Origin of the sequence: Priestia sp. YIM B13486 (assembly GCF_042787865.1) — a bacterium.
GTDB classification, from domain to species: Bacteria; Bacillota; Bacilli; order Bacillales; family Bacillaceae_H; genus Priestia; species Priestia megaterium.
This window is the reverse complement of the sequence record NZ_JBHZOZ010000003.1, coordinates 117,224-137,335: the sequence shown is the minus strand read 5'-3', so window position 1 is coordinate 137,335 and position 20,112 is coordinate 117,224. Positions and strand designations below refer to the sequence as shown.

The 20,112-nt window shown below is 35.5% G+C and carries 27 protein-coding genes; 8 read left to right on the top strand and 19 right to left on the bottom strand.

Annotation, left to right across the window (positions count from 1 at the left end):
- Positions 1–163 precede the first annotated feature (163 nt).
- Positions 164–670 (top strand): CcdC protein domain-containing protein, encoded by a 507-nt coding sequence (locus ACFX4G_RS08820; protein ID WP_043981270.1) that lies wholly within the window; start codon positions 164–166, stop codon positions 668–670.
- Positions 671–890: 220 nt separating this feature from the next.
- Positions 891–1,835 carry a phosphotriesterase family protein gene (locus ACFX4G_RS08815; RefSeq protein WP_377574120.1) on the top strand — a complete coding sequence of 315 codons (945 nt, stop codon included), beginning with the start codon at positions 891–893 and terminating at the stop codon, positions 1,833–1,835.
- A gap of 88 nt (positions 1,836–1,923) precedes the next feature.
- Here the strand turns inward: ACFX4G_RS08815 and ACFX4G_RS08810 are convergent, their stop codons facing one another.
- From ACFX4G_RS08810 to ACFX4G_RS08800, 3 genes are all read right to left on the bottom strand, one after another.
- Positions 1,924–3,186 (bottom strand): SulP family inorganic anion transporter, encoded by a 1,263-nt coding sequence (locus ACFX4G_RS08810; protein ID WP_328262474.1) that lies wholly within the window; start codon positions 3,184–3,186, stop codon positions 1,924–1,926.
- 221 nt (positions 3,187–3,407) lie between these two features.
- A complete protein-coding gene (locus tag ACFX4G_RS08805; protein WP_377574117.1) occupies positions 3,408–3,740 on the bottom strand; it encodes a hypothetical protein in 333 nt (110 codons plus the stop codon).
- A 44-nt stretch (positions 3,741–3,784) separates the two neighbouring features.
- Complete coding sequence (locus ACFX4G_RS08800; RefSeq protein ID WP_377574114.1) at positions 3,785–4,690, bottom strand: LysR family transcriptional regulator; 906 nt, start codon at positions 4,688–4,690, stop codon at positions 3,785–3,787.
- 127 nt (positions 4,691–4,817) lie between these two features.
- On the opposite strand from ACFX4G_RS08800, the gene ACFX4G_RS08795 reads away from it, so the two are divergent.
- On the top strand, positions 4,818–5,867 hold the full coding sequence (locus ACFX4G_RS08795; RefSeq protein ID WP_377574111.1) for a 2,3-butanediol dehydrogenase: 1,050 nt from the start codon (positions 4,818–4,820) through the stop codon (positions 5,865–5,867).
- A 329-nt stretch (positions 5,868–6,196) separates the two neighbouring features.
- On the opposite strand, the gene ACFX4G_RS08790 is transcribed toward ACFX4G_RS08795, so the two are convergent.
- The 6 genes from ACFX4G_RS08790 to ACFX4G_RS08765 all read right to left on the bottom strand — a co-directional run bounded on the left by ACFX4G_RS08790 (position 6,197) and on the right by ACFX4G_RS08765 (position 9,771).
- Positions 6,197–6,406 carry a hypothetical protein gene (locus tag ACFX4G_RS08790; protein WP_097822885.1) on the bottom strand — a complete coding sequence of 70 codons (210 nt, stop codon included), beginning with the start codon at positions 6,404–6,406 and terminating at the stop codon, positions 6,197–6,199.
- Positions 6,407–6,847: 441 nt separating this feature from the next.
- A complete protein-coding gene (locus ACFX4G_RS08785) occupies positions 6,848–7,156 on the bottom strand; it encodes a hypothetical protein (RefSeq protein ID WP_377574108.1) in 309 nt (102 codons plus the stop codon).
- A 240-nt stretch (positions 7,157–7,396) separates the two neighbouring features.
- Positions 7,397–8,050, bottom strand: a complete 654-nt coding sequence (locus ACFX4G_RS08780) for an ABC-2 transporter permease (RefSeq protein ID WP_097822887.1) — start codon at positions 8,048–8,050, stop codon at positions 7,397–7,399.
- A complete protein-coding gene (locus ACFX4G_RS08775) occupies positions 8,051–8,902 on the bottom strand; it encodes an ABC transporter ATP-binding protein (RefSeq protein WP_377574105.1) in 852 nt (283 codons plus the stop codon).
- Positions 8,903–9,190: 288 nt separating this feature from the next.
- Positions 9,191–9,430, bottom strand: coding sequence for a hypothetical protein (locus ACFX4G_RS08770; RefSeq protein ID WP_377574102.1), 240 nt, complete (start codon positions 9,428–9,430; stop codon positions 9,191–9,193).
- A gap of 56 nt (positions 9,431–9,486) precedes the next feature.
- Entirely contained in the window at positions 9,487–9,771 is a 285-nt protein-coding gene (locus ACFX4G_RS08765) for a YidC/Oxa1 family membrane protein insertase (protein ID WP_377574099.1), read from the bottom strand.
- A 376-nt stretch (positions 9,772–10,147) separates the two neighbouring features.
- On the opposite strand from ACFX4G_RS08765, the gene ACFX4G_RS08760 reads away from it, so the two are divergent.
- On the top strand, positions 10,148–10,429 hold the full coding sequence (locus tag ACFX4G_RS08760; RefSeq protein ID WP_162214652.1) for a DUF4190 domain-containing protein: 282 nt from the start codon (positions 10,148–10,150) through the stop codon (positions 10,427–10,429).
- Between the two features lie 733 nt (positions 10,430–11,162).
- Here the strand turns inward: ACFX4G_RS08760 and ACFX4G_RS08755 are convergent.
- From ACFX4G_RS08755 to ACFX4G_RS08735, 5 genes are all read right to left on the bottom strand, one after another.
- Entirely contained in the window at positions 11,163–12,443 is a 1,281-nt protein-coding gene (locus tag ACFX4G_RS08755) for an FtsW/RodA/SpoVE family cell cycle protein (RefSeq protein WP_377574096.1), read from the bottom strand.
- An 8-nt stretch (positions 12,444–12,451) separates the two neighbouring features.
- Positions 12,452–12,859 (bottom strand): PadR family transcriptional regulator, encoded by a 408-nt coding sequence (locus tag ACFX4G_RS08750; RefSeq protein WP_377574093.1) that lies wholly within the window; start codon positions 12,857–12,859, stop codon positions 12,452–12,454.
- 3 nt (positions 12,860–12,862) lie between these two features.
- Positions 12,863–13,396 (bottom strand): sigma-70 family RNA polymerase sigma factor, encoded by a 534-nt coding sequence (locus tag ACFX4G_RS08745; protein ID WP_377574091.1) that lies wholly within the window; start codon positions 13,394–13,396, stop codon positions 12,863–12,865.
- Between the two features lie 142 nt (positions 13,397–13,538).
- On the bottom strand, positions 13,539–13,796 hold the full coding sequence (locus tag ACFX4G_RS08740) for a hypothetical protein (RefSeq protein ID WP_377574088.1): 258 nt from the start codon (positions 13,794–13,796) through the stop codon (positions 13,539–13,541).
- A 57-nt stretch (positions 13,797–13,853) separates the two neighbouring features.
- Complete coding sequence (locus ACFX4G_RS08735; RefSeq protein WP_043981250.1) at positions 13,854–14,261, bottom strand: DUF1878 family protein; 408 nt, start codon at positions 14,259–14,261, stop codon at positions 13,854–13,856.
- A gap of 181 nt (positions 14,262–14,442) precedes the next feature.
- On the opposite strand from ACFX4G_RS08735, the gene ACFX4G_RS08730 reads away from it, so the two are divergent.
- Positions 14,443–14,643 carry a hypothetical protein gene (locus ACFX4G_RS08730; RefSeq protein ID WP_377574085.1) on the top strand — a complete coding sequence of 67 codons (201 nt, stop codon included), beginning with the start codon at positions 14,443–14,445 and terminating at the stop codon, positions 14,641–14,643.
- Positions 14,644–14,705: 62 nt separating this feature from the next.
- Here the strand turns inward: ACFX4G_RS08730 and ACFX4G_RS08725 are convergent, their stop codons facing one another.
- The gene (locus ACFX4G_RS08725; RefSeq protein ID WP_097823073.1) at positions 14,706–15,203 is read right to left on the bottom strand and encodes a hypothetical protein; all 498 of its coding nucleotides are present in this window, start codon (positions 15,201–15,203) and stop codon (positions 14,706–14,708) included.
- 114 nt (positions 15,204–15,317) lie between these two features.
- On the opposite strand from ACFX4G_RS08725, the gene ACFX4G_RS08720 reads away from it, so the two are divergent.
- Complete coding sequence (locus ACFX4G_RS08720; protein ID WP_176521195.1) at positions 15,318–15,488, top strand: hypothetical protein; 171 nt, start codon at positions 15,318–15,320, stop codon at positions 15,486–15,488.
- Positions 15,489–15,502: 14 nt separating this feature from the next.
- On the top strand, positions 15,503–16,276 hold the full coding sequence (locus ACFX4G_RS08715; RefSeq protein WP_377574082.1) for a Cof-type HAD-IIB family hydrolase: 774 nt from the start codon (positions 15,503–15,505) through the stop codon (positions 16,274–16,276).
- Between the two features lie 26 nt (positions 16,277–16,302).
- Here the strand turns inward: ACFX4G_RS08715 and ACFX4G_RS08710 are convergent, their stop codons facing one another.
- From ACFX4G_RS08710 to ACFX4G_RS08695, 4 genes are all read right to left on the bottom strand, one after another.
- Positions 16,303–16,668: a cupin domain-containing protein gene (locus ACFX4G_RS08710; RefSeq protein ID WP_377574079.1), complete on the bottom strand. Its 366-nt coding sequence runs from the start codon at positions 16,666–16,668 to the stop codon at positions 16,303–16,305.
- A gap of 31 nt (positions 16,669–16,699) precedes the next feature.
- Positions 16,700–17,953: an erythromycin esterase family protein gene (locus tag ACFX4G_RS08705; RefSeq protein WP_377574076.1), complete on the bottom strand. Its 1,254-nt coding sequence runs from the start codon at positions 17,951–17,953 to the stop codon at positions 16,700–16,702.
- 142 nt (positions 17,954–18,095) lie between these two features.
- A complete protein-coding gene (locus ACFX4G_RS08700) occupies positions 18,096–18,368 on the bottom strand; it encodes a hypothetical protein (RefSeq protein ID WP_377574073.1) in 273 nt (90 codons plus the stop codon).
- A gap of 55 nt (positions 18,369–18,423) precedes the next feature.
- Positions 18,424–19,164 (bottom strand): beta-carotene 15,15'-monooxygenase, encoded by a 741-nt coding sequence (locus ACFX4G_RS08695; protein ID WP_377574070.1) that lies wholly within the window; start codon positions 19,162–19,164, stop codon positions 18,424–18,426.
- A 248-nt stretch (positions 19,165–19,412) separates the two neighbouring features.
- On the opposite strand from ACFX4G_RS08695, the gene ACFX4G_RS08690 reads away from it, so the two are divergent.
- Positions 19,413–19,715 (top strand): hypothetical protein, encoded by a 303-nt coding sequence (locus ACFX4G_RS08690; protein ID WP_043981238.1) that lies wholly within the window; start codon positions 19,413–19,415, stop codon positions 19,713–19,715.
- Positions 19,716–20,112: the final 397 nt, after the last annotated feature.

The following is a 20,112-nucleotide window of genomic DNA, read 5'->3' as shown; positions in this document are numbered from 1 at the left end:
GTTAATAAGGCGTATACCAAAACCTGAAATGCCGGTAATAAAAAATAGTGAGAATTCTCATGTGTAAAAAATGAAAGAATGCACTTTTATCTCCATCCTTTTATTGTTTATACTAAATAGTGGATTGTACGAACGTAGAAATAAAAAAGGAGGCAAAATAACGATGGAAATGCTGCTTATTTATATATTTGTTATGGCTCTTATTGGACTCATTATTTGGAGAAAGATGAAAAAGAAAAATAAGCCCATTAAAAAGAATGGACTTGGTATATTAGCACCTATTTTTTTCATATTGATTGCATTTTCCCTTAGTCTAAGTCAGCTGATGCACATACCGGGCCAGCCCTTTCACTTACCACCCTACTGGGAAATGCTGATTGCTGGTGTATTAGGTGTTATATTTGGACTTATTATGCTTAGCCAAACGGACTATGAAGTAAGAGAAGACGGCTTCATTTACTCAAAGCCAAATAAAAATTTTAAATATGTGATTATTGCTATTATCTTCATAAGAATGGCTTTGAGCCAGTACTTTAAAGGGTTAGATTCGATAGACTTCGCGGTCTTAACGATGACGCTAGCCTTTATATATATTGTTATTTGGAGAGTTGGCAGCTATCTAAAATTTCGTAAATTAAACGGTGATAATTACAGCGTAAATGCTGGGTAATCATCAATATGAATGGTCCTTCTTTCTGCTTGGAAAGAAGGATTTTTTGTCATAGGGAGTAAAAGTACCGCCTGTTGTGTAAGACAATAAATATGTTGTATAATGCAATATGTGTTTTTTATAACGGTAGTCTATATATAAAAATAAAACAGATTAAATTAAAAATGTACCTGGTCATCCACTGTTTGATTTACAGGTAGATTATGAAAGGAATCATACTATGACATTTATCAATTCTGTAACAGGCCCAGTCAACGCGTCAGAACTAGGGCTAACGTTAATCCATGAGCATATGCGCGTTCGTTCTGAATCTGTTCACGCACAGTTTCCTCATTTATATAATGAAAAACAAGAAATCGCAAAAGCAGTCGAACAAGTAAATCGCGCAAAGAAGCTCGGAGTCAAAACCATCTGTGATCCTACGGTGATGGAACAAGGGCGAGATATTCATTTTATTGAAAAAATTGCCCGTGAAACGGACACTCAAATCATCGCAGCTACGGGAATTTATACGTATAACTACATCCCTACCCATTTTCAAACTCGTAGCATTGACTATATGGCAGATCTGTTTGTTCGAGATATCGAAGTCGGCATTCAAAACACGTCGATTAAAGCAGGCTTTTTAAAATGCGCTACAGATGCACCTGGCGTAACGGCCGATGTAGAAAAAGTAATGCGTGCCGTCGCACGCGCTCATAAAAAAACGGGCGTGCCGATTATGACCCATTCACACCCTGCAAGCGGCACAGGCTTAAAGCAGCTTGATATCTTACTGGATGAAGGCGCTAATCCGAATCAAATTCTGATTGGACATACGGGAGATACGGATAACCTTGAATATATTTCAAACATTTTAAATCAAGGGGCTTTTATCGGAATGGACCGCTACGGTTTGACAAGAGAATGTTCAACTGAAAATAGAAATAACACGGTCATTGAGTTAGCCAAACAAGGATACTCAAACCGCATGTTTCTATCACAAGACTACTGCTGTACAATGGACTGGTTTCCAGAAGGCGTAATTGAAGAACGTTTTCCAAAATGGTCAATGAGCTTTGTGTTAGAAGAAGTCGTGCCGGAATTAAAAAGAAAAGGCGTAACCGAACAGCAGATTCAGCACATGCTTTTTGATAACGCCCGCTGTTGGTTTGAAGGAAAGTAATTGAGATAGTCTTTTTCATTACTACTAAAACCCCCACTGTCTAAGCCTACAGCGGGGGTTTTTACGCGTATTATTTTATATGCTTACATTAACCAGTTTTTCTTAATAGCTTTTGTTTTTCTTGACTCTTTTTCACCATAAAGTGTACACCCGACAGGCATAATCCAACGGCTATTCCTACTGTCAAATTTGTAAATACCGTTAACAAAAAAGTCGTGAGTAAAACCAGCGAATGAAATGATCTTTCTTTTATCACTTTTGCAAACTGTTCTTTTTTACTTATATTCCACGCTACGACCATCAAAACTGGAGCGAGACTGGCAAGCGCCACGTATGAAGCGTACGGAGCGAGCACTAGCAGCACAATCAACACAAAGATAGCGTGCGTGATTCCTGCAATTGGAGAGGAAGCGCCGTTTTTAATATTGGTAACCGTTCTTGCAATTTCTCCTGCTGCGGGAATACCTGAAAACATCGGCGTTACCATGTTTACGATTCCCTGGCCAATCAGTTCTTTTTTGCTGCTGTGCTTTGATTTTGTCATTTCATCTGCAACGCGAGCTGTCAGTAAAGATTGTAACCCTACAAGTATAGCAATGACAAATGCAGAAGGTAAAAGAGTGACCACCCTCTCCACTGTTATATCTGGAAACGCTGGCGCCGGAAAATGACGAGGTATCTCTCCGTAAATGGAACCAATGGTTTCAAACTGATTGGAAAAGAAAAAAGATGCTAAGCCCGTTGATACAATAATTCCGAGTAAATAAGACATTCCCAGCGACTTAGGCGAAAAGTAAAGAACAATTAAAATCGTAGCTAAGCACAATCCTGCTGTAGCGATACTATAGATGTTGATGAAGTGTAAATTACCAAAGATCTCTTTTATATTCAAATGAAAAAACTGAAATTTGTCAATCGCGTGCAGCCCAAGGAAGTTTGGTATCTGCCCGCTAAAGATAATCAGCGCAATTCCCGACTGAAATCCTACAATAATAGAGGACGGAAAATACTTGATTAAAGCTCCTACTTTACATAGCGCAAAGATAATGAGGAGAATTCCGGACATAAAGCCGGCAATTAATAAGTTTTCATAGCCATATTGCAACACAATCCCTAATAAAACAGGAACAAATGCACCGGTAGGTCCCGCGATTTGAAACCTACATCCACCTAAAATAGCAATTAGCAAGCCCGCTACAATCGTTGTATAAAGTCCTGTAACAGGCGATATTCCAGAAGCTATCGCAAATCCTAACCCTAAAGGTATAGCTATAATGCCAACAACAATACCCGATAGTATATCTTTCTTCAAATGCTGCAAGGAGTAATTTCGAAAAACCTCTAGATTCATAAGTGTACATCAGCCTCCATTTTAAGTAGTGAGGTTACCCATTCGTATTTTCGTCATACAACCTTATTGAGCTTTCAACCATTCAAAATAAGGTGGGCTACTCGATTACTTTTATTTTAAAGGAGACAACTTACAAAAAAATAAAGAGGAAATTAGAAGTTTCTTAGCGAGTTATTAAAATTTTCTTAAAAATTCGCGTTATTTATTCTTTTAGTTATTTTTTAGATGAAATTAGATAAATTAGCTGCCACTTCTTCTCTCTTCTGCTGATGGAGTTTAAAGTTTATGTCTAAATTAAGCTGCTCAAACGGAATGAAGAACCACAGCACAACGGTTATCACTTGAATGACTAAAGGCAGCCACTTTCTACTGCTAAACAGATAAATTCCTGTCCACAGCGTTAGTAGTAAAAAGAAAGGAATGACAAAGAATAACCATATATACGGACTTACGTATTTCCCTATACAATCATCTAAATCCCATTGAAACAGTGACAATAAAAAAACAAGTAAACTACTACATAACGATAAAATTAAGGTTAAATGACGTTTCACACATTTCCCTCTCTCTGAAATAATTCTTTTTTAACCTTCATTCTTTATAATTCGTTATTTACTATAGTTCTATGAATCCGCTTTAAGAATTCTCTTATTATTCTAGAAAGACCATTATTAGCGTTATAAAAGTAGCCAAAAGAATAAGTTTTGTAATGCGGAGGAGCAAAGTTAACGACTACATATTGATCACTTCTAGATAAGCCGGCATCTGTTTTAAATGCGTAGTCAAATCCTATATTTATTGCCGTATTATTTTCCAATGTATTACGAATTGTATCTACATTATTGGTAGTAAACAAGATATCAAATAGTAATGAACTAAAACCTTTCATAAATTCCTGAATATATTTATCGTTATATAAAACAATTGGCTGGTTGTGCAACATCTCTTCAGTAATGAGTGTTTGTTTGGCTAATGGCGACTTCTTATTTACTGCAGCTACCATATGACCATCTAATAACTTTTTAAATACCAAGTTCCGATACTTTGTTTCTTCTTTTTCTGTATAAGTAATAAAACCTACATCTACCTCCCCCTCTAGAACTTTATCTATAATATACTCGGTGCTATTTTCATAGACAGAAGCCTTTATGTTCGGATATTCTCTTTTAATTTCTGTTATTAAGTGAACGAGAATCTCCATTGGTCCTGGGTAGGTTGCAATCTTTATTTCACCATTCATTGTATTTGTATACGCTTCTGCTTCATCCATAAATTCTTGAATTTTCAATAAAGCAGAATTGGCCTTTTCAATTAACCTATGACCTTCTTCAGTTGGAATAGATCCTCTTCTAGAACGATGAAAAATCATTATATTTAGTTCTTTCTCTAAATTTTTTATAGATTGGCTTAGTGCAGGTAACGTAATATGCAGATTATTAGCTGCTTCTTTTAGTGAACCCGTTTTATCTATTTCCACCATATGTTTTAACTGTTCAATATTCATAATGCCCTCTTTTTCTTTTAGTTAAGTATTACTTAACAATCGTTAATATTAACTAAATTTACCATAAGGATATCTGATTGTATACTTATAGGTATAGTAAAAGAAATGACACAAGGAGATGTAGTATATGAAGGCGCTAAGATGGCATAATCAAAAAGATATTCGTCTTGAAGAAATAAATGAACCGGTTGTACAGGCTGGTCAGGTAAAAATGAAAGTTAAATGGTGTGGAATTTGCGGTAGTGATTTGCATGAATACTTAGGCGGTCCCATCTTTATTCCAGTTGATAGACCGCACCCTCTCACTAATGAGGTTGCTCCAGTGACGCTTGGACATGAATTCTCAGGTGAAGTAGTAGAGATTGGAGAAGGTGTAACTCGTTATAAAGTGGGTGATCGTGTGGTAGTTGAGCCAATCTTTGCTACACATGGACACCAAGGTGCTTATAACCTAGATGAACAAATGGGATTCTTAGGTTTAGCCGGAGGCGGTGGAGGTCTTAGTGAATATGTTGCTGTAGACGAAGAACTTTTATTCAAACTTCCAGATGATTTATCTTTTGAACAAGGTGCTCTAGTAGAACCAGCGGCAGTAGCTCTTTATGCAGTACGTTCAAGTAAAGTGAAAGCAGGAGACAAAGTTGCTGTATTTGGATGTGGCCCCATTGGACTTCTTGTCATTGAAGCGTTGAAAGCAGCAGGTGCAACCGATATTTATGCAGTTGAATTATCTCCAGAAAGACAAGCGAAAGCAGAAGAATTAGGAGCAATCATCATCAATCCTGCTGAAGTTGAAGATACGGTAGCTGAAATTGGTAGATTAACTGACGGTGGCGTAGATGTATCTTTTGAAGTAACAGGCGTACCTATTGTATTACGTCAAGCAATCCAATCTACAGGAATTGGTGGAGAAACTATTATCGTTAGCATATGGGAAAAAGGAGCAGAAATTCTACCAAATGATATTGTAATGAAAGAACGAACTGTTAAAGGAATCATTGGCTATCGTAACGTGTTCCCAGCGGTATTATCTCTTATGCAAAAAGGATACTTCTCAGCCGAAAAGTTAGTAACGAAAAAGATAGCTCTAGACGATGTAATTGAAGAAGGATTCGAAAGCCTGATTAAGGAAAAAAACCAAGTTAAAATTTTGGTTGAATCAGAACAGCGATATTAAGGATTTCTCTAGGCCACTGATAGTAATTAGTGGCTTTTCAGCTCTTTAATAGGATTCAGCCGAGATGTGTGCAGAGTTCCATCAACATAATTTGACAGTGTAGAAGAATTAACGAGTGAACTCCAGGACCATCCCCGTTGATTTAATTACATTCGAATCCATGGGATGCTTAGTTACATGAATTTCATAGATTACAGACTTTAACACCTAAAAAAGTTGTTTCATCTAATACTAACATATCAATAGGTTAGTTCATGAGGACTAGACAGATATAAAATACGCCACCTTTTCCAACAAAATAAAGAACTAGGGGCCATTCCGTAAACAACTTAGCTATGAAACTTTTTATTTTCTTTGTTCTTTTGATGCTCTACAAAAAATGAGACTGGGACTGCACCAATACATATACCAATTGAAATAAACAGCGCCTGGTTCAGCTGAAAACTCGTATTTTCTACTGCTTTACTATAAATCATAAAACATACGAAGCTTAAAAAGCCTATAGCTAAAGGAATGAGCGCGTGCTTGTACCATTTCATTCTAGTATCCTCCTCTCTTTTTCAACCCGCCTAGCTTGGTAGTGGCAGCATTTTTTTAGATCAAGAGATGCACTCAACATTATGTATCAATCATCTTTTATAAAAAGTGACTTCCTAAAATAAAGCTAGCTAAAAGAACAATTACGGCTAGCCCTCTCATCATATAGATTTGCCTTTCACTCAAGGGTTTCCCCTTGCTTCCACTTATAACAGGATAAAAATAAAAAAGAGAAAAGAAAACCCATGCCTGCTGTCATAGCTATGATCATTTCCAAATTATCACATCTTCTTTTCCTTCCTTTTCCTTCTTATATTCTTCTTAAACAAGTTTAGCCAAATAGTCAACAGTGCCTCTCCAGAACTTACGAGTCCTCTTGAAATCATACGAAAATAAAAAAAGCAGGATTTCTCCTGCTTTTGTGCATATGTAATTCCTCTTCACTATGTCAACTCAGCGCTTTTAGCGAGCATAAAAGCAGAGATACTAAACAAAACAATAAATAAAGAAGCGGCATGTAACAGTAAAAAAAGAAATTTTTGACCGCCTTTTTTAATGAAGAGCGAATAAATCATTCCAAGGATTGTTACTAAGATTAAAAGTGCTGCTGCTATTTTAATTACTATAGCAAAGAAAGCTCCCGCAAATACAATTGACGGAATAAAAGATGCTACAATAATGATATACAAAATCAGTGTAGCAATAAAAGCGTTTTTTGATACGTTTGAAGCCTGTTTAAACAAATTCCCCATATAATCTCCTTTCTCATTTTAAAACTGCATCTTTTACTATAATACATGTGCATAAAGGACACAATTAACTTTTGTAAAAGTGCTTATCACTTAAGCTTAATCACCAATCATATCCGTTATATTTTTGAGATCTTGTTTACTTAGTTTATCAAATGTTCTAGCTGTTTTTTTGTTTGAATTATTTGTTGATAAATAGCCTTAAAGAACGCTTCGTAGTCTTTACTTCAAAATCAATTCATACTAAAATTCTCTCTTCCGGTAGATAGACAGCGCAATAAAGTAAGAAGCAATATACATTACCATCCCAAAAAGAGTATATAAGATAGGAACATACAAAGAAGAAGCAACCGGTAAGCTTGATGCCGCTAATATCTCGACGAAATAGCCAACAGCTCCCTGTAAAGCAATCGCAACGAAAAGGCCTCCCATGCCCCCTCCAAGTACTATTCCGTCAGATTTCTCTGCTCCGAATAGGTAAAGAAGCGGATAAGCAATTGCACCAGCGAAAAGTACGATAAATGTACCAAACGAAACGATATTTATGATATCCTCTACTGCACTCTGGGAAATAAGCGAATACATTGAAAAAACACCATAGGATAAGATGGTTCCGCTGACGACAATTAAAAAATAAAAAACATAGTGACTTTGCACCACATTTTTTCGACTAATCGGAAGAGTAAGCACGTATTTGTCATAGCCGGTCTTACTTTCTAATTTGATCACTTCAAGCGCTGGCATTGCCATTAATAAAATAATTAACATCGCTATAATACGGTAAAATGAAGGATCCGCAAAATAAAAGATGACCGCAGAAATAACTATCGCAAGCGCTGTGTACGTCAAAAAGCTTCGGTGAATGAGGTAGTAGTTCGTTAACAATAGACCCCTCATTTACGTTTCACTCCTCGTTAAAAGCACGCTTAGTTCTTCCATAGACATCGGTTCAGTTATAGTTTCATCTGGCAGCTGATGCTTATCTGATACTAATACGCGGATAGACGTATCATACGTTCTTTTTGCCACTATTACATCTTCTGGAAGTAAGTTCAGCTGTTCTTCATTCATAACGGCAATTGCATACTCCTGAAAAACTTTCTCTTTTTCTTCATTTAATAAAACCTCACCGTTTTTAATCACAACAAGGTGGCTCGCTATTTTTTCGACATCGCTCATAATGTGAGACGAAAGCAATATTCCGCTGTTTCCATCGCTGACAAATGCTTTTAATTCATCTAGTATTTGCTCTCTAGACGAAGGATCCAATCCTCCTGTCGCTTCATCTAACAGCAATAATTTAGCACGATGAGACAGCGCTACCGCTAGAGATAATTTCATCGACATGCCGCGTGAAAACGTATGTATTTTTTTATCTTCCGGCAGTGAAAAAGATTGAATCAACCGGTGAAAATCAGCTTCTTCCCAAGAATTAAATAGTTTCTTAAAAACATTGTTTAGCTGTTTTATCGTCAAAGAAACCGGCAGATTAATCGCATCAAACACGACGCCAATATCTTCTTTAATTGTCGCATCTGTATTCAAATTGTCTTCACCAAATATTTCGACAGTACCGCTATCTCTCGAAATTAATCCTAGTACTGCTTTAAACGTCGTAGATTTCCCCGCTCCGTTATTACCAATAAATCCCACAATCGATCCAGGAGGTACATGAAATGAAACATCTTTTAAAACCTCATTTTGGCCAAACGATTTTGCCATGTTTCTAACTTCTAAAAGATTTGTCATTTGCTCACTTCACTTTCTCTATTAGTAGTTAGGTGTAATCATAGAAAGTAACTGATTTAGCCATTTTGACGGCACACGAAATCACCTTTTATTTACAAAAATTACTATTTAATACCAATTATAGCTAGTAAACTATAAAAAGTCGATGATAACATAAAGGTTTGCTGCCCCTTCGTTTGTTTTTGATGACCGTAATATGTATGACAACATCTGCCTGTACTATTATATTCACTTATTGAAAGCACAAATAAAAAAAAGGATCTGCTATATAAGATCCTTTTTTCTTCACTATAATTGATAACCCTGCTTTTTTTCTTTTTCACTTAATACGTAGTCGGTTATAAAACCAAGAATAAGTCCAAGGGCTACCGGTATTAAACCGCCTTTTGCTTCCATTTGAAAATTTTCCGGTTCATTTACATAAATCCACTGAACTGACAGTAACGAAATATGAAATGTGTTTCCGATAAAAAACAAAAGTGCTATCGTGCCAAATGTTACGCCGAATGAAATGATGTATTTCTTCACTGTACCCCCTCCTTTCATTAAAAGGCTAATCCCAACGGAGCAACCTCTTAGTTTCTTTATTCCACTTCAAACACTGCCTTTTCTTGAAAAAACTTCTTTAATACAAGAGACTGAAAAATCATAAACAAACTTCCCGTCATCCAGTATAAAACGAGACCGGACGGTGAAAATATTCCAAATGAAAGCACCATGAGGGGCGAAAGAATTCGAGATAACACCACGTGCGATTGATTCATTCCTTCTACATCACTTTGTATAACTTTTGACTGTAAGTACGTAGTAACTGCCGCCGCGATTGGAAGAATAAAATACGGATCTGCATGTCCTAAGTCAAGCCACAAAAAAGATGATGCGCTAATTTAATAGCAGCATGCACAAAGAATGCCGTCATAATCGCAAATGATAAATACAGAAAAGCATCTGGTGTAAACAATTCCATTTATTCACATCCTTATGGATTATTGTATCGTATTTTCCTTATTTTAGGTTATTTTTGTGAAGCAGATTTAATCTAAGGTAGCCCACAAAATCGATTTCCTTATAGAAGTCAAAGAACAGGTTTCTTTTTGTACATGTCATCATACGTTTGACGAAACGGCACATAGAAAATATACCGGGACACATGTAATTCTAAAAATTTCTATTTTTATTAGTAAAAAGGATATTATTCCTTTTTATGTTATAATCAAAAAATATCATTTATAGGGAGTGAAACTATTGGAAACTAATACAAAACCTCAAGTAAACACCAACTCTATTGTTTCTCTAACTCTAGGTATCCTATCCATTTTTATTCCAATCATCGGGTTTATTACAGGTATTATCGGCATTATCCTCTACAAAAAAGCATCAAACGAAATAGCTGCTTCCAATCAAGGCGGTAAAGGACTCGCGATTGCCGGGCTGATTTGCAGTATAGTAGGTGTAATTTCTCAGCTGTTCTTTGTATTGGGGATTATTACGTTTGTATTTGGGGGAACGACTGTAGACTATGAATAAAACAGGTAAATTAAAAAATGTAAGAAAATCGTGATTTAGACAGGATTATTGAAATTTCTATATAAAAGAATAAAAGCTTGATTTTCCACTATCCGAAGATCAAGCTCTTGAAAGCTAAACATTTATTATGATTTATGGTTACTACATCTATAGCTTTTAATGTAAATTGCAAAGGAGAATAAAAAATTAAACCCATCGTTGAATCCAAAATAAAAGAAATAGTAATTGTTTTACTTACATTATTACTAGTAATCTCTGTGTTGATTAACTGTTCTAGCTATTTTAATAGTACAGAGATACAAACTTTGACCTCAAGATGTTATGATAACGGCGGAGAAGCCATGGTAGAAATACATAATCCAATTACCAATGACTATTCTTTTGAATGTAAATAACTGAGTTATAAAACAGCTGGTCACTTAACAAGCTTACTTAAAAGAGGGCTAACGATTTAGCCCTCTTCTATACGTTAAAATATAACTATGGTCTTAACCTTATAGGAAAGGTGCTAACCCTGTCCGTTTTAACTGGAGTTACGTATAAAATTATTGAAAAGAGATACGGGAACAGAGCAGCTACACCAACGGGTTAAGTAAGAGACCTATAACCACTCTAGGTATAAAACAAACCCTGGCATTCATTTTCCAGCGTTTGTTTTACTTGTCTTTATGAAATCAATCATTCATCATCAGTTTATAACACCAACAGATTTTAAAGTCTCACGATCTATAATCTATTGCTGATTAACCTGTAAGGTGTTTGTAGCAAATAGATCTTTGCGTCTATAAATGCTTAACACAATTCCTATTAAGAATGCATTTAACAAAACCGGCATCAATCCGTAGCTAATAAACGGTAACGACATGTTTGTCATAGGAAAGAATCCGACAATCATTCCTACATGTCCAACAAGTTGTATCGTATAAATTATTATAACCCCCACTAGCAGCAGTTTAGTATACGAATCATCAATTCTTTTAGCAATAAACATGACTCTAACAACAACTAAAGAAAGAACTAGAAAAAGAATTGTTGCAAATAGCCACCCGTAATAATAAGTAAAGCTTAGGAATACAAAGTTCGTATTCGCTTGAGGAATCATTTGATCAACAAATAAATGTTTTCCAAACCATCCTGCATCCATAAATAACTGATGAACCTTTGAAAGACCAAAGTACTCTTCTGAATTATAAGGGTTTATAAATGAGAGTAGTCTTTGCTTTTGATAATAAGCAACGGTCATCCATCCAATTATTCCCCAAGTAACAACTAACGCAAAGCCAGCTCCTAGGACAATGGCTATTTTCTTTTTATTTAGCTTACTCCACCAGATCATCGTAAACGTCATGGCTACATATATAAAGAGCGTTGTAAGGCTAAATTGTAAAAAGAAATACGATGACAGAACAAATAAAAGCAAGAATTGCCACATTTTAAAGCGATTGCTTTGGAAGAACCCTGCCCATGCCATAAGGAAAAAAGGAATGGCCATTAAACCTTCTATCTTCAAAGAACCTATCTTTAAAACGGCTTGTCCTTCTACGAGCGTATTAAAATATCTTGTCAAAAATAATAAGAGTAAGGTACCTAGTAAATAGAATATCCATCCCTTGTTGGCCATCTTTCTATAGTCTATAAACATCATGCCAAGAGCTAAAACTCCACCCAAAACCACAAAGATAGCCTTATACATAGGAAAATGATTACCACTCATATACCCTTGAGACAACAGTGGCAAAAACCCTAATAGTAGAGCGGCAGCAAATAAAATTAAGGTCATCCAGTCTACTTTTGGACGATGAATACGATTAAGGCTTTGACCAATGCTGATGGGATTTCCCATTTGAGTAACGGCCTTGGCTTCTGCTTGGTCTTTGCTTATCCCTTTTTGCAGCCAATAGCTTTTTACTTCATTTAAATGATGGTGCAATTCTGCGGAAACAAATACCTTGGCTTCTTTTGATTTTATTTGTGCCTTTACTTGTTCCAAGAATGAATTTCTTTGTTCACTCATACCCTTCTTCACCCCTCTAATATTTCTTTAAAACTCATATGATTAGATAACGGCTGCTTCTCCACTTTTTTAAGTAGCCTGCAGCCCTTTTTATTTAATTGATAAAACTTAGCTCCGTCTTCTTGCCAACTGCTCGTCAATATACCTTTTAGCTCTAGTCGATGCAGGATGACATATAAAGAACCTTCGTTTTCTTTAAAGTTTAAAATTCCTCGGCTTTGCAGTAAGCTGACTAACTGATAGCCTGTTTTCTCCTGCACGAGCAACTGCATCATAGCAATCAAAATTTCTTCATCACTATGAGTCTCTTGCATTATTTTTTCTCGAATACTTTTCTTATGATTTTCTGTAAATTTCAGCTGAGCAAACACTTCACGATCCATTGTTTTTCTAAGGTTTTTAAGACGTTTATCCATGACTCATTCCTCCAGCATTTCTTTTAAAAGTGATTTGGCCCGTCTCAGTCTCGTTTTTACTGTATTTGTTCCGGTTTTGGTTACTAACGCAATGTCTTTAATCAATAATTCTTCATAATAAAAGAGGTAAATCACCTCTTTATATTTAGTCGGCAGCTTCATAATAGCTGACATCAGCTCGTGGTCTTCTTCGTTTTGAATAACAGCTTCCTCTATGTTTTCTTTTTCACTTATATGATTTGGAAAATAGTCTGTCGCCGGTATGATGTTTTTGTTGTACCAGCTTTTCAGAAAGTCTTTACAGTGGTTAATTGCGATTTGCCATAACCACGTCCGAAACTTGGATCTACCGCTGTACTTGTAAAGATTTCTGTAGCATTTAATAAAAATCTCCTGCGTCAAATCCTCCGCAACTGCTACGCTGTTTACGTACGAGTAAGCAAGCTGCAAAATTTCTTGTCCATATCGATCCATGATTTCATCTATAACTAATTCTTTGTCTTGTACGTGTATCCATTCTACGGTCAGTTCTTTCACTTCTGCCTCTCCTTTCTTGTTCTTAGACGAAGCTTGTTGTCAAAAGGTTTTTATATTTTCATTTTTATTTTCTGGATAATTGCATGTACATAAAAAAAGATTCTCTACACGAGAACCTTTCGCTGTACTTCTTATGTATGTGCTATGAAAAAAGATTGCCGATGAAGATAATAAATCCTGTCACTAGAATTAACCCAGCACTAATTACCACTGTTAGAATACTTCTTAGAGCCGATGCCCAATTGTTTATGCCGAAGAAACCTGCGATGCCGATGAAAAATAGAATAATTGCTAAACATAAATTTATATTCAATAATAATGAATGATAAAATGCGATGAAAAAGAACGCAACGCACAGTAGTGTCAAGATAAATGACCAAAAATTGATAACTCGTGCCACTTCAACTAACCTCCCCTACTTTTGAAACTTTCACGTTTAAACACATTCTTAAATCATTTATTTCGAACCTGGCTTTAAACACTGCAAGAAAAAATCGCAAACTGCAGTTTGAATAAACTGCTTCTTTAAACTGCACAATAAATACTCTAATTCAAATTCCTGATAAAAGATCTTAGCAACAACCGATTTTAATTCTTCTACAGTTGGTTGTTCTGACACATATAGTTTATCTAATGCAAGGTTAAATGGAGAAAACAGCTGATCATCTTGATACCAGACGGAAATATCTTCACCTTTTATTCGGCAGCTAAACACACCTAGTATTTTTAAAAATGCCTGAACTTGATTTTCTTCAAACTCATGATCAATCGCAAACATAAAAAAAGGATGTTCCTCAGCGTTAATCATATGTTTCATCAAACTCATTTGATATTTTAATAGCTTTACTTCTTTTACTACGTCCAACTTCTTCACATCTTTCTTAAAAAAATCATCATACTATAATGCTATACTCTGTGAATTTTACCATAATATAGTAGTTACAATAAACCATTCATAGTACTTTTATCTATTTGTAATTAATTGGATAACAAGGTATATTGTTATAAATAGGAAATTACTTCATAAACTGAAAGCGAGGATACATATGGGCCTATTAATGATGGCTGCTATTATCACGTTATCCGTCATTTTGGATTACTTCATCTTTGACCATGATGATAAGCATTGGGGCTGGCTAAAAAAAGCTTCTAAACCAGTTAGAAGAAGTGTTATCGGCTGCTACTTGCTTATGTCATTTGTTATTTACGTCGGTTTAAGCCTTCCATATATCAAGCCTTTTTTATAAATATCAGTCTGCTTAAACTGGTTAGCCTGTAATTCTTACCCAAAAGTTACAGGCTAACCAACTCACTTAACCACCACTACAAATTGTTTATCTTCAAATGTAAACATTTCTCCTAATTCATAGATGTACTTCTTTTTATCTAATTTATAATGCTTTCCAAAATAAAGCGTTTTTAAGTTAATAAACGTATCTAGACTTGAATCTTTTTCTTCCGCTTCATCACCGTCCAAGCAAGAATATAATTCAATGTGACAGCCCTCTATCAGGTGTTCTTCAATATAAGTAAACAACTCTCTTATTGATTTAGAATGTGCATCACAAGATACTTCGTAGATATATGGCAAGGTGAATGCGTGCTCTATGTCACTGTACCCGTCGGTTAAGTGATTGATACTAATACCGTACGCATCTTCTTCTTTCTCGTAGATTGTAATTAGCTTATCTTTCTTTTGATTTTGATTAAAAGGAGAAACTTCGGATAAAGGCACCCGCGTTTCTTTTGTGCCAAAGCTTCCTGTAGGCAATTCATAAGGAGAACCTATATAATGATGTATCGTCATATTGGTCACTTCGCTTTCTCTTTGCTTATGTAAAATACTATTATTCTATCACTCTTATTAAGATTACATACAAATACAAGAAAAATATGTATAATAAAACCAGGAGGTGACAACATGAAGAAACTACTGTCTTTTCTATTTCTAGCCGCTCTTTATTTGTATGACTCTTCATACAATCATACTGCTTTTTTACATAACCCGGTTGTTTCTGCGTTTTTATATGTAGCTGCTATTTTAATTTGTGCGCTATTATTTGTAAATGTAAAAAGAGATAAAGCTGTTTAAGCAAGGAGATTACTATGAGCTATAAAATCGTATTCTTTGACGTGGACGGAACTCTTACTCATCACGAAAACGGGATTATTTCCACCAAAACTCGAGAGATTGTAAAAAGCTTAAAAGATAAAGGAATAAAAGTTGTTGCCGCAACAGGCAGACCTTTGTCTCTCTGTGAAGAAATTAAAGAATTAGGCATAGATACGCTTATTACCGCAAACGGATCGTTTACTGTACATAATGAAGAAGTCATTCATAAGCTGTCCATGGACAAGCACGTCGCGCGCGAAGTCTTTGAATACGCAGCCTCGCAAAATCGCGGTCTTTCATTTTATACAAAAGAGCTCAGCATGAATGGAATTAAAGATGATAATATTTTAAAAGCCCTGAAGGAAACATTATCGCTCAGTGATTATCCTCAAATTAATGAGCGTATTTATGATGAAGATATTTATTTAATGTGTCTGTATGGTGATGACAAAACCTTTGAGCAGTATACGCAGCGATTTCCTCAGTTACTATTTAAAAGATGGCACCCTTTTGTCGTAAGTGTTCTTCAAGAAGAAATTACAAAATCGGTAGCTATCCTGAAGGTCTTAGACTATTTTAACATCGATCAATCCGAGGCTATCGCATTCGGAGACGGAGAAAATGACATCGATATGATAGAATTAGCCGGTCTTGGAATTGCGATGGGCAACGGATCTGATAAGTTAAAAAACGCCGCTGATTTTGTCACGAAGAAATCGGGTGAAGACGGGATTGAGTTTGCCCTTAAAAAATTTAAAGTCCTATAGAAAAGTGGCACGCCTAGACAACTTATCTAAGCGTGCTTTTTTCTTTCCATAAATGTTTCAGGATGTAGCTCCTCCGATTGAATGACAATGGCTGTCATGCCGGTTTCACTTCCCGACGTATGCCACTCTCCTTTTTCCCACAGTACTGCTTCTCCACGTTTAATGGGTATTCGTTTTTGATTCTCTCCTGTTACCCATCCTTCACCTTCGACTACGATAAATAGCTGAGGTATAGGCGCTTCGTGATATCCTACTGTTTCTTCTCCTTCTATATACATATAGCCGATCGTAGCTGCTTCATTTGTTCGTGCCATTTTTACGTAAGTGGCTAAATGCAACTGATATTTTTCTACTTTTTTGCCATGTTCTTTACTGAATTTGTAGATTTTCAATGTGCATACCCTCTTTGTTTATTACGTTTTCTTATTTATTTTTATTGCGTTTAAGATACTCGGGCGGAGAAACAGACTCAACAAGTAAAACACCGTCTAGCTGATCACGCGGTACAAATAAAGTTGGCATGGTACCACTTTCTAAAAAGATAGTTTTAGTGAATATCCACTTGTTTCCTGAAGTTTTTTCAAGCTGTGAAAAATCTGTAAATAAAGCTGGTGACTGCACTTGATGCATATAGTCCTCCAGACTTTTTTTAGGCGGTTTCTCTATTTTATATGGCTGTCCCGTGTCCGTATGTATTTCACCTTCATACATAAATAACCCTAAGTAATAAGACTGTTCTTTTATTTCATTAGAAACGATTGCTCCTAGTGGTTCAAAGCCTGTAAACGTTTTATATTGTTTGAAAATATGAAGGTTATGTGCCCAGATAATAATCTTTTCATTAGGGTACAGTTCTTGACAAATCCATTCTAAATTTTCCTTCATTCGTTTTTCTCTTAGTTTTTTATACGTCCGGTGATTATGGTGAATATAATTGATAAAATACAAACGGTTTTGCAGGCATCGAATAATTATTTTAACTTTACATACAAGCTCTTGATTTTCAAGATGCAAAACGTATTCTTCAAGTAGATAAGCTTCTAAATCTCCTATTACTACGCTTGCTTTTTCTTTAAACTCTGCAAACTCACGTAGCATTTCTGCTGGAACTTTTTTTCTTCTCGCTTTATATTGCCCTAGTTGGTAATACCATTTATACACGCCTGCTTCAATGTATTCTATCTTTTCTATCATGTCTTCAGACACTACGGAACTCAGCTGCTGAACGAATTTCAGGAAAAGGTCAGGATTAGAAGAGGGATTAATATCTATTCCTATTAAACTTAAATCTGATTTTTTCATTAGCTGAAACAAAGACAGATTTTCTTTTGTTGCCCATAAAGAATAAATCGCGTTTTTTAAAAAGTCTTCATCTGTAAACTCCTCTTTTAACTCATTAGCGCTGAAGCATTCCGCTAATCCGCTTTCAAATGCCAGTACGGTAAAATTCATTTCTTTATGTAGAAATTCTATTATTTTTGACTTCATCATATTATGTTCTCTTATGTTGTGACCGTTTTCTCCTAACCACACAATTCTTTTATTTTTTACTATATGACGGAGAAATTCAAACTCTTCAGGCATACATTCAGTTGGTTCTCTTAATTGGATTGAGTTTTCAGCTAGCCACTCCACAGAGTTTAAATACTTCTCTTTTCCTCTAAAAAAAATTCCCACACCCTATCCTCATCCTCCTTTACTACATTACCTATTACTTCCATCTTACTGAAATACATCTAATACTTCACTATTTATGTCCAATAGCTGATCAGCAACAAAAAGACCTTATATATCTATAAGGTCCTGGCTTTCTAGAATCCTAGATTAAGCCCTTCTGAGCTTTCTCCAAATGCTCTTTAACTATTTTTTTAAACGCATGAGGATCATCTACGCGAATAGCGACCTGCTGGTATTTCTTTTTGATTCCCATAAAAAGCGTTGCTTCAATTGGAGACTTTAGTATTAGTAAAAGATCAGGATGAACGGTTTCAAAATCGCGTGCGATAAATTCAATCGTGGTGTTAGGTATTTTTTTCTCGAGAATGTGAGCGTCTTCTACTATCTCAGCAATGTCTCTAAATGGTAGCTCCATACGCTTAGCTAAACCAAATGAAATGTATAGATGATCATCATCGACTCGTAAAGGGTTAAGGGTTAAGTCTTAATGCTTGAATGTCTCCTAAAAAGAAAACAATGCTATAAATATTAAGGATCAGTAAAACGATTGAAAGAATGATAGACGTATTGTGCAGCAGCCAGTGAAGACCTAATGTTTCAATGACAATCCCATGAATAATCATAATTTGAAACGTAATAAAATTTGAGCGTTTATACAGAGTAAATGTATTCCCTTCAGTACTCGGCTGCTTCTTCCACGTTCCAAACGCATAGTAAAACATCAGCATTTCTGAACAAAGGATGTGTATAAAAGTTTGTTTGGGGAACTTTTCGTTTACAGCCCGCGAAAAAGAAAATAAAAGCGGCAAAGAGCTTGATTTGATCCTTATCAAAATAGGCGGTACGTTTTTAACTAGCATAAACAGTAGTGAAAGTTCAAACAAAATAAGTAGTCCTTCTATGCCAACTCCTAGCCACATAACCGACTGAAAAGAAGCCAAGTATTCACTTGAAATGATAAAACGCGCAGCAATAAGGCCTGTAGCCATTAATACGATAAAATATTTCACGCTAAACTTACGTTGCCAGGCTAAAAACAAGAGCGGAGCGACAAGGCTTAAATCTAAAATAGAACCTACTACCACTCCGGTTAGATTAGCAGGCAAAGACTGAAGTCCAAAAGAAGAATAATACAACACGTAATTTGAGCTTATTACTAACAGCAGTAAGAAAAGAGCGACAAAAGAAACTGGTTTTTTATGAAGAACCAAACAACCCACCTCACTTTTAGTTGGCGAAACACAAAAATTCCTGTTACTTCCATTTTAGCAATGGAGTTGATTTAAGTCACTTCATAACATGACTTTGTGTTATAAAATCCATTTAAAGATATCCACTCTTCTATAGCGGTTCTTATATACAAATAACTAAAAATGTAAAAAGAGTTTGACATTTTTGGAACTGATGATACAATGATAATGTAAAACACTTTTTACATTTTTAACAAGGAGGAGTAAGAATGGATTGGGTTAAAATTGTGTATTCATTCATCCTGTTAGTTTGCGGAATTTTGATTTTTGTTTCATCATCTTCTCCAAAAGGTGATGAAAGGAAGAAGTTTATCAGCAAGAAGGCTCAATCATACGCATTTGTGGTAGTTATAGGTATGCTGATTTTAGAAGTTATAGAGTCCATTTATCGGACTTTTCAAGGGAAAAGTTCTTATGATGGCATTGGCATTTCGCCGCTAATATTTCTGACGATGATTTCAGTTATATATTTAATAACGTTTCTCGCGTACAGAAAAAAATACGGTGATTAAATGAACGATCACAAGTAAGAAATAAAGAAATTGAGCTCATATTTTCTGATGAAACGATAAATATAACCTCACTTTATAATTAGCTTTTAATACAGCCTCTAGATGACATCCGACAGTAAATGAGCTTGTTATAAGTGCTTTTAAAAGTAATAACTAGACCTCCTACTGAGGTTTTTTTTATGCACTCTTAAAATAAAACATCTCCCGTAGCTAAAGTCAGGAGATGATATCATAAACGTTGAGTTCATTAGTGTTTTCTTACTTTCTATTCTGTTTCTCAAGTAAATCAATGATTCTATCATTTTGCTTAACGATTGTTTTTAGCTTTGCTTCTAATGAACACAACGTGATAAAAACGGCTATAAATCCTATAACGCCATAAAACATAACGGCTTCT

Coding starts and splice junctions, on each gene's coding strand:
- ACFX4G_RS08820 (WP_043981270.1), top strand. CDS start 164: ATGGAAATGCTGCTTATTTATATATTTGTTATGGCTCTTATTGGACTC.
- ACFX4G_RS08815 (WP_377574120.1), top strand. CDS start 891: ATGACATTTATCAATTCTGTAACAGGCCCAGTCAACGCGTCAGAACTA.
- ACFX4G_RS08810 (WP_328262474.1), bottom strand. CDS start 3,186: ATGAATCTAGAGGTTTTTCGAAATTACTCCTTGCAGCATTTGAAGAAA.
- ACFX4G_RS08800 (WP_377574114.1), bottom strand. CDS start 4,690: ATGAATATTGAACAGTTAAAACATATGGTGGAAATAGATAAAACGGGT.
- ACFX4G_RS08795 (WP_377574111.1), top strand. CDS start 4,818: ATGAAGGCGCTAAGATGGCATAATCAAAAAGATATTCGTCTTGAAGAA.
- ACFX4G_RS08790 (WP_097822885.1), bottom strand. CDS start 6,406: ATGAAATGGTACAAGCACGCGCTCATTCCTTTAGCTATAGGCTTTTTA.
- ACFX4G_RS08785 (WP_377574108.1), bottom strand. CDS start 7,156: ATGGGGAATTTGTTTAAACAGGCTTCAAACGTATCAAAAAACGCTTTT.
- ACFX4G_RS08780 (WP_097822887.1), bottom strand. CDS start 8,050: ATGAGGGGTCTATTGTTAACGAACTACTACCTCATTCACCGAAGCTTT.
- ACFX4G_RS08775 (WP_377574105.1), bottom strand. CDS start 8,902: ATGACAAATCTTTTAGAAGTTAGAAACATGGCAAAATCGTTTGGCCAA.
- ACFX4G_RS08755 (WP_377574096.1), bottom strand. CDS start 12,443: ATGAGTGAACAAAGAAATTCATTCTTGGAACAAGTAAAGGCACAAATA.
- ACFX4G_RS08750 (WP_377574093.1), bottom strand. CDS start 12,859: ATGGATAAACGTCTTAAAAACCTTAGAAAAACAATGGATCGTGAAGTG.
- ACFX4G_RS08730 (WP_377574085.1), top strand. CDS start 14,443: ATGGGCCTATTAATGATGGCTGCTATTATCACGTTATCCGTCATTTTG.
- ACFX4G_RS08725 (WP_097823073.1), bottom strand. CDS start 15,203: ATGACGATACATCATTATATAGGTTCTCCTTATGAATTGCCTACAGGA.
- ACFX4G_RS08720 (WP_176521195.1), top strand. CDS start 15,318: ATGAAGAAACTACTGTCTTTTCTATTTCTAGCCGCTCTTTATTTGTAT.
- ACFX4G_RS08715 (WP_377574082.1), top strand. CDS start 15,503: ATGAGCTATAAAATCGTATTCTTTGACGTGGACGGAACTCTTACTCAT.
- ACFX4G_RS08700 (WP_377574073.1), bottom strand. CDS start 18,368: ATGGAGCTACCATTTAGAGACATTGCTGAGATAGTAGAAGACGCTCAC.
- ACFX4G_RS08690 (WP_043981238.1), top strand. CDS start 19,413: ATGGATTGGGTTAAAATTGTGTATTCATTCATCCTGTTAGTTTGCGGA.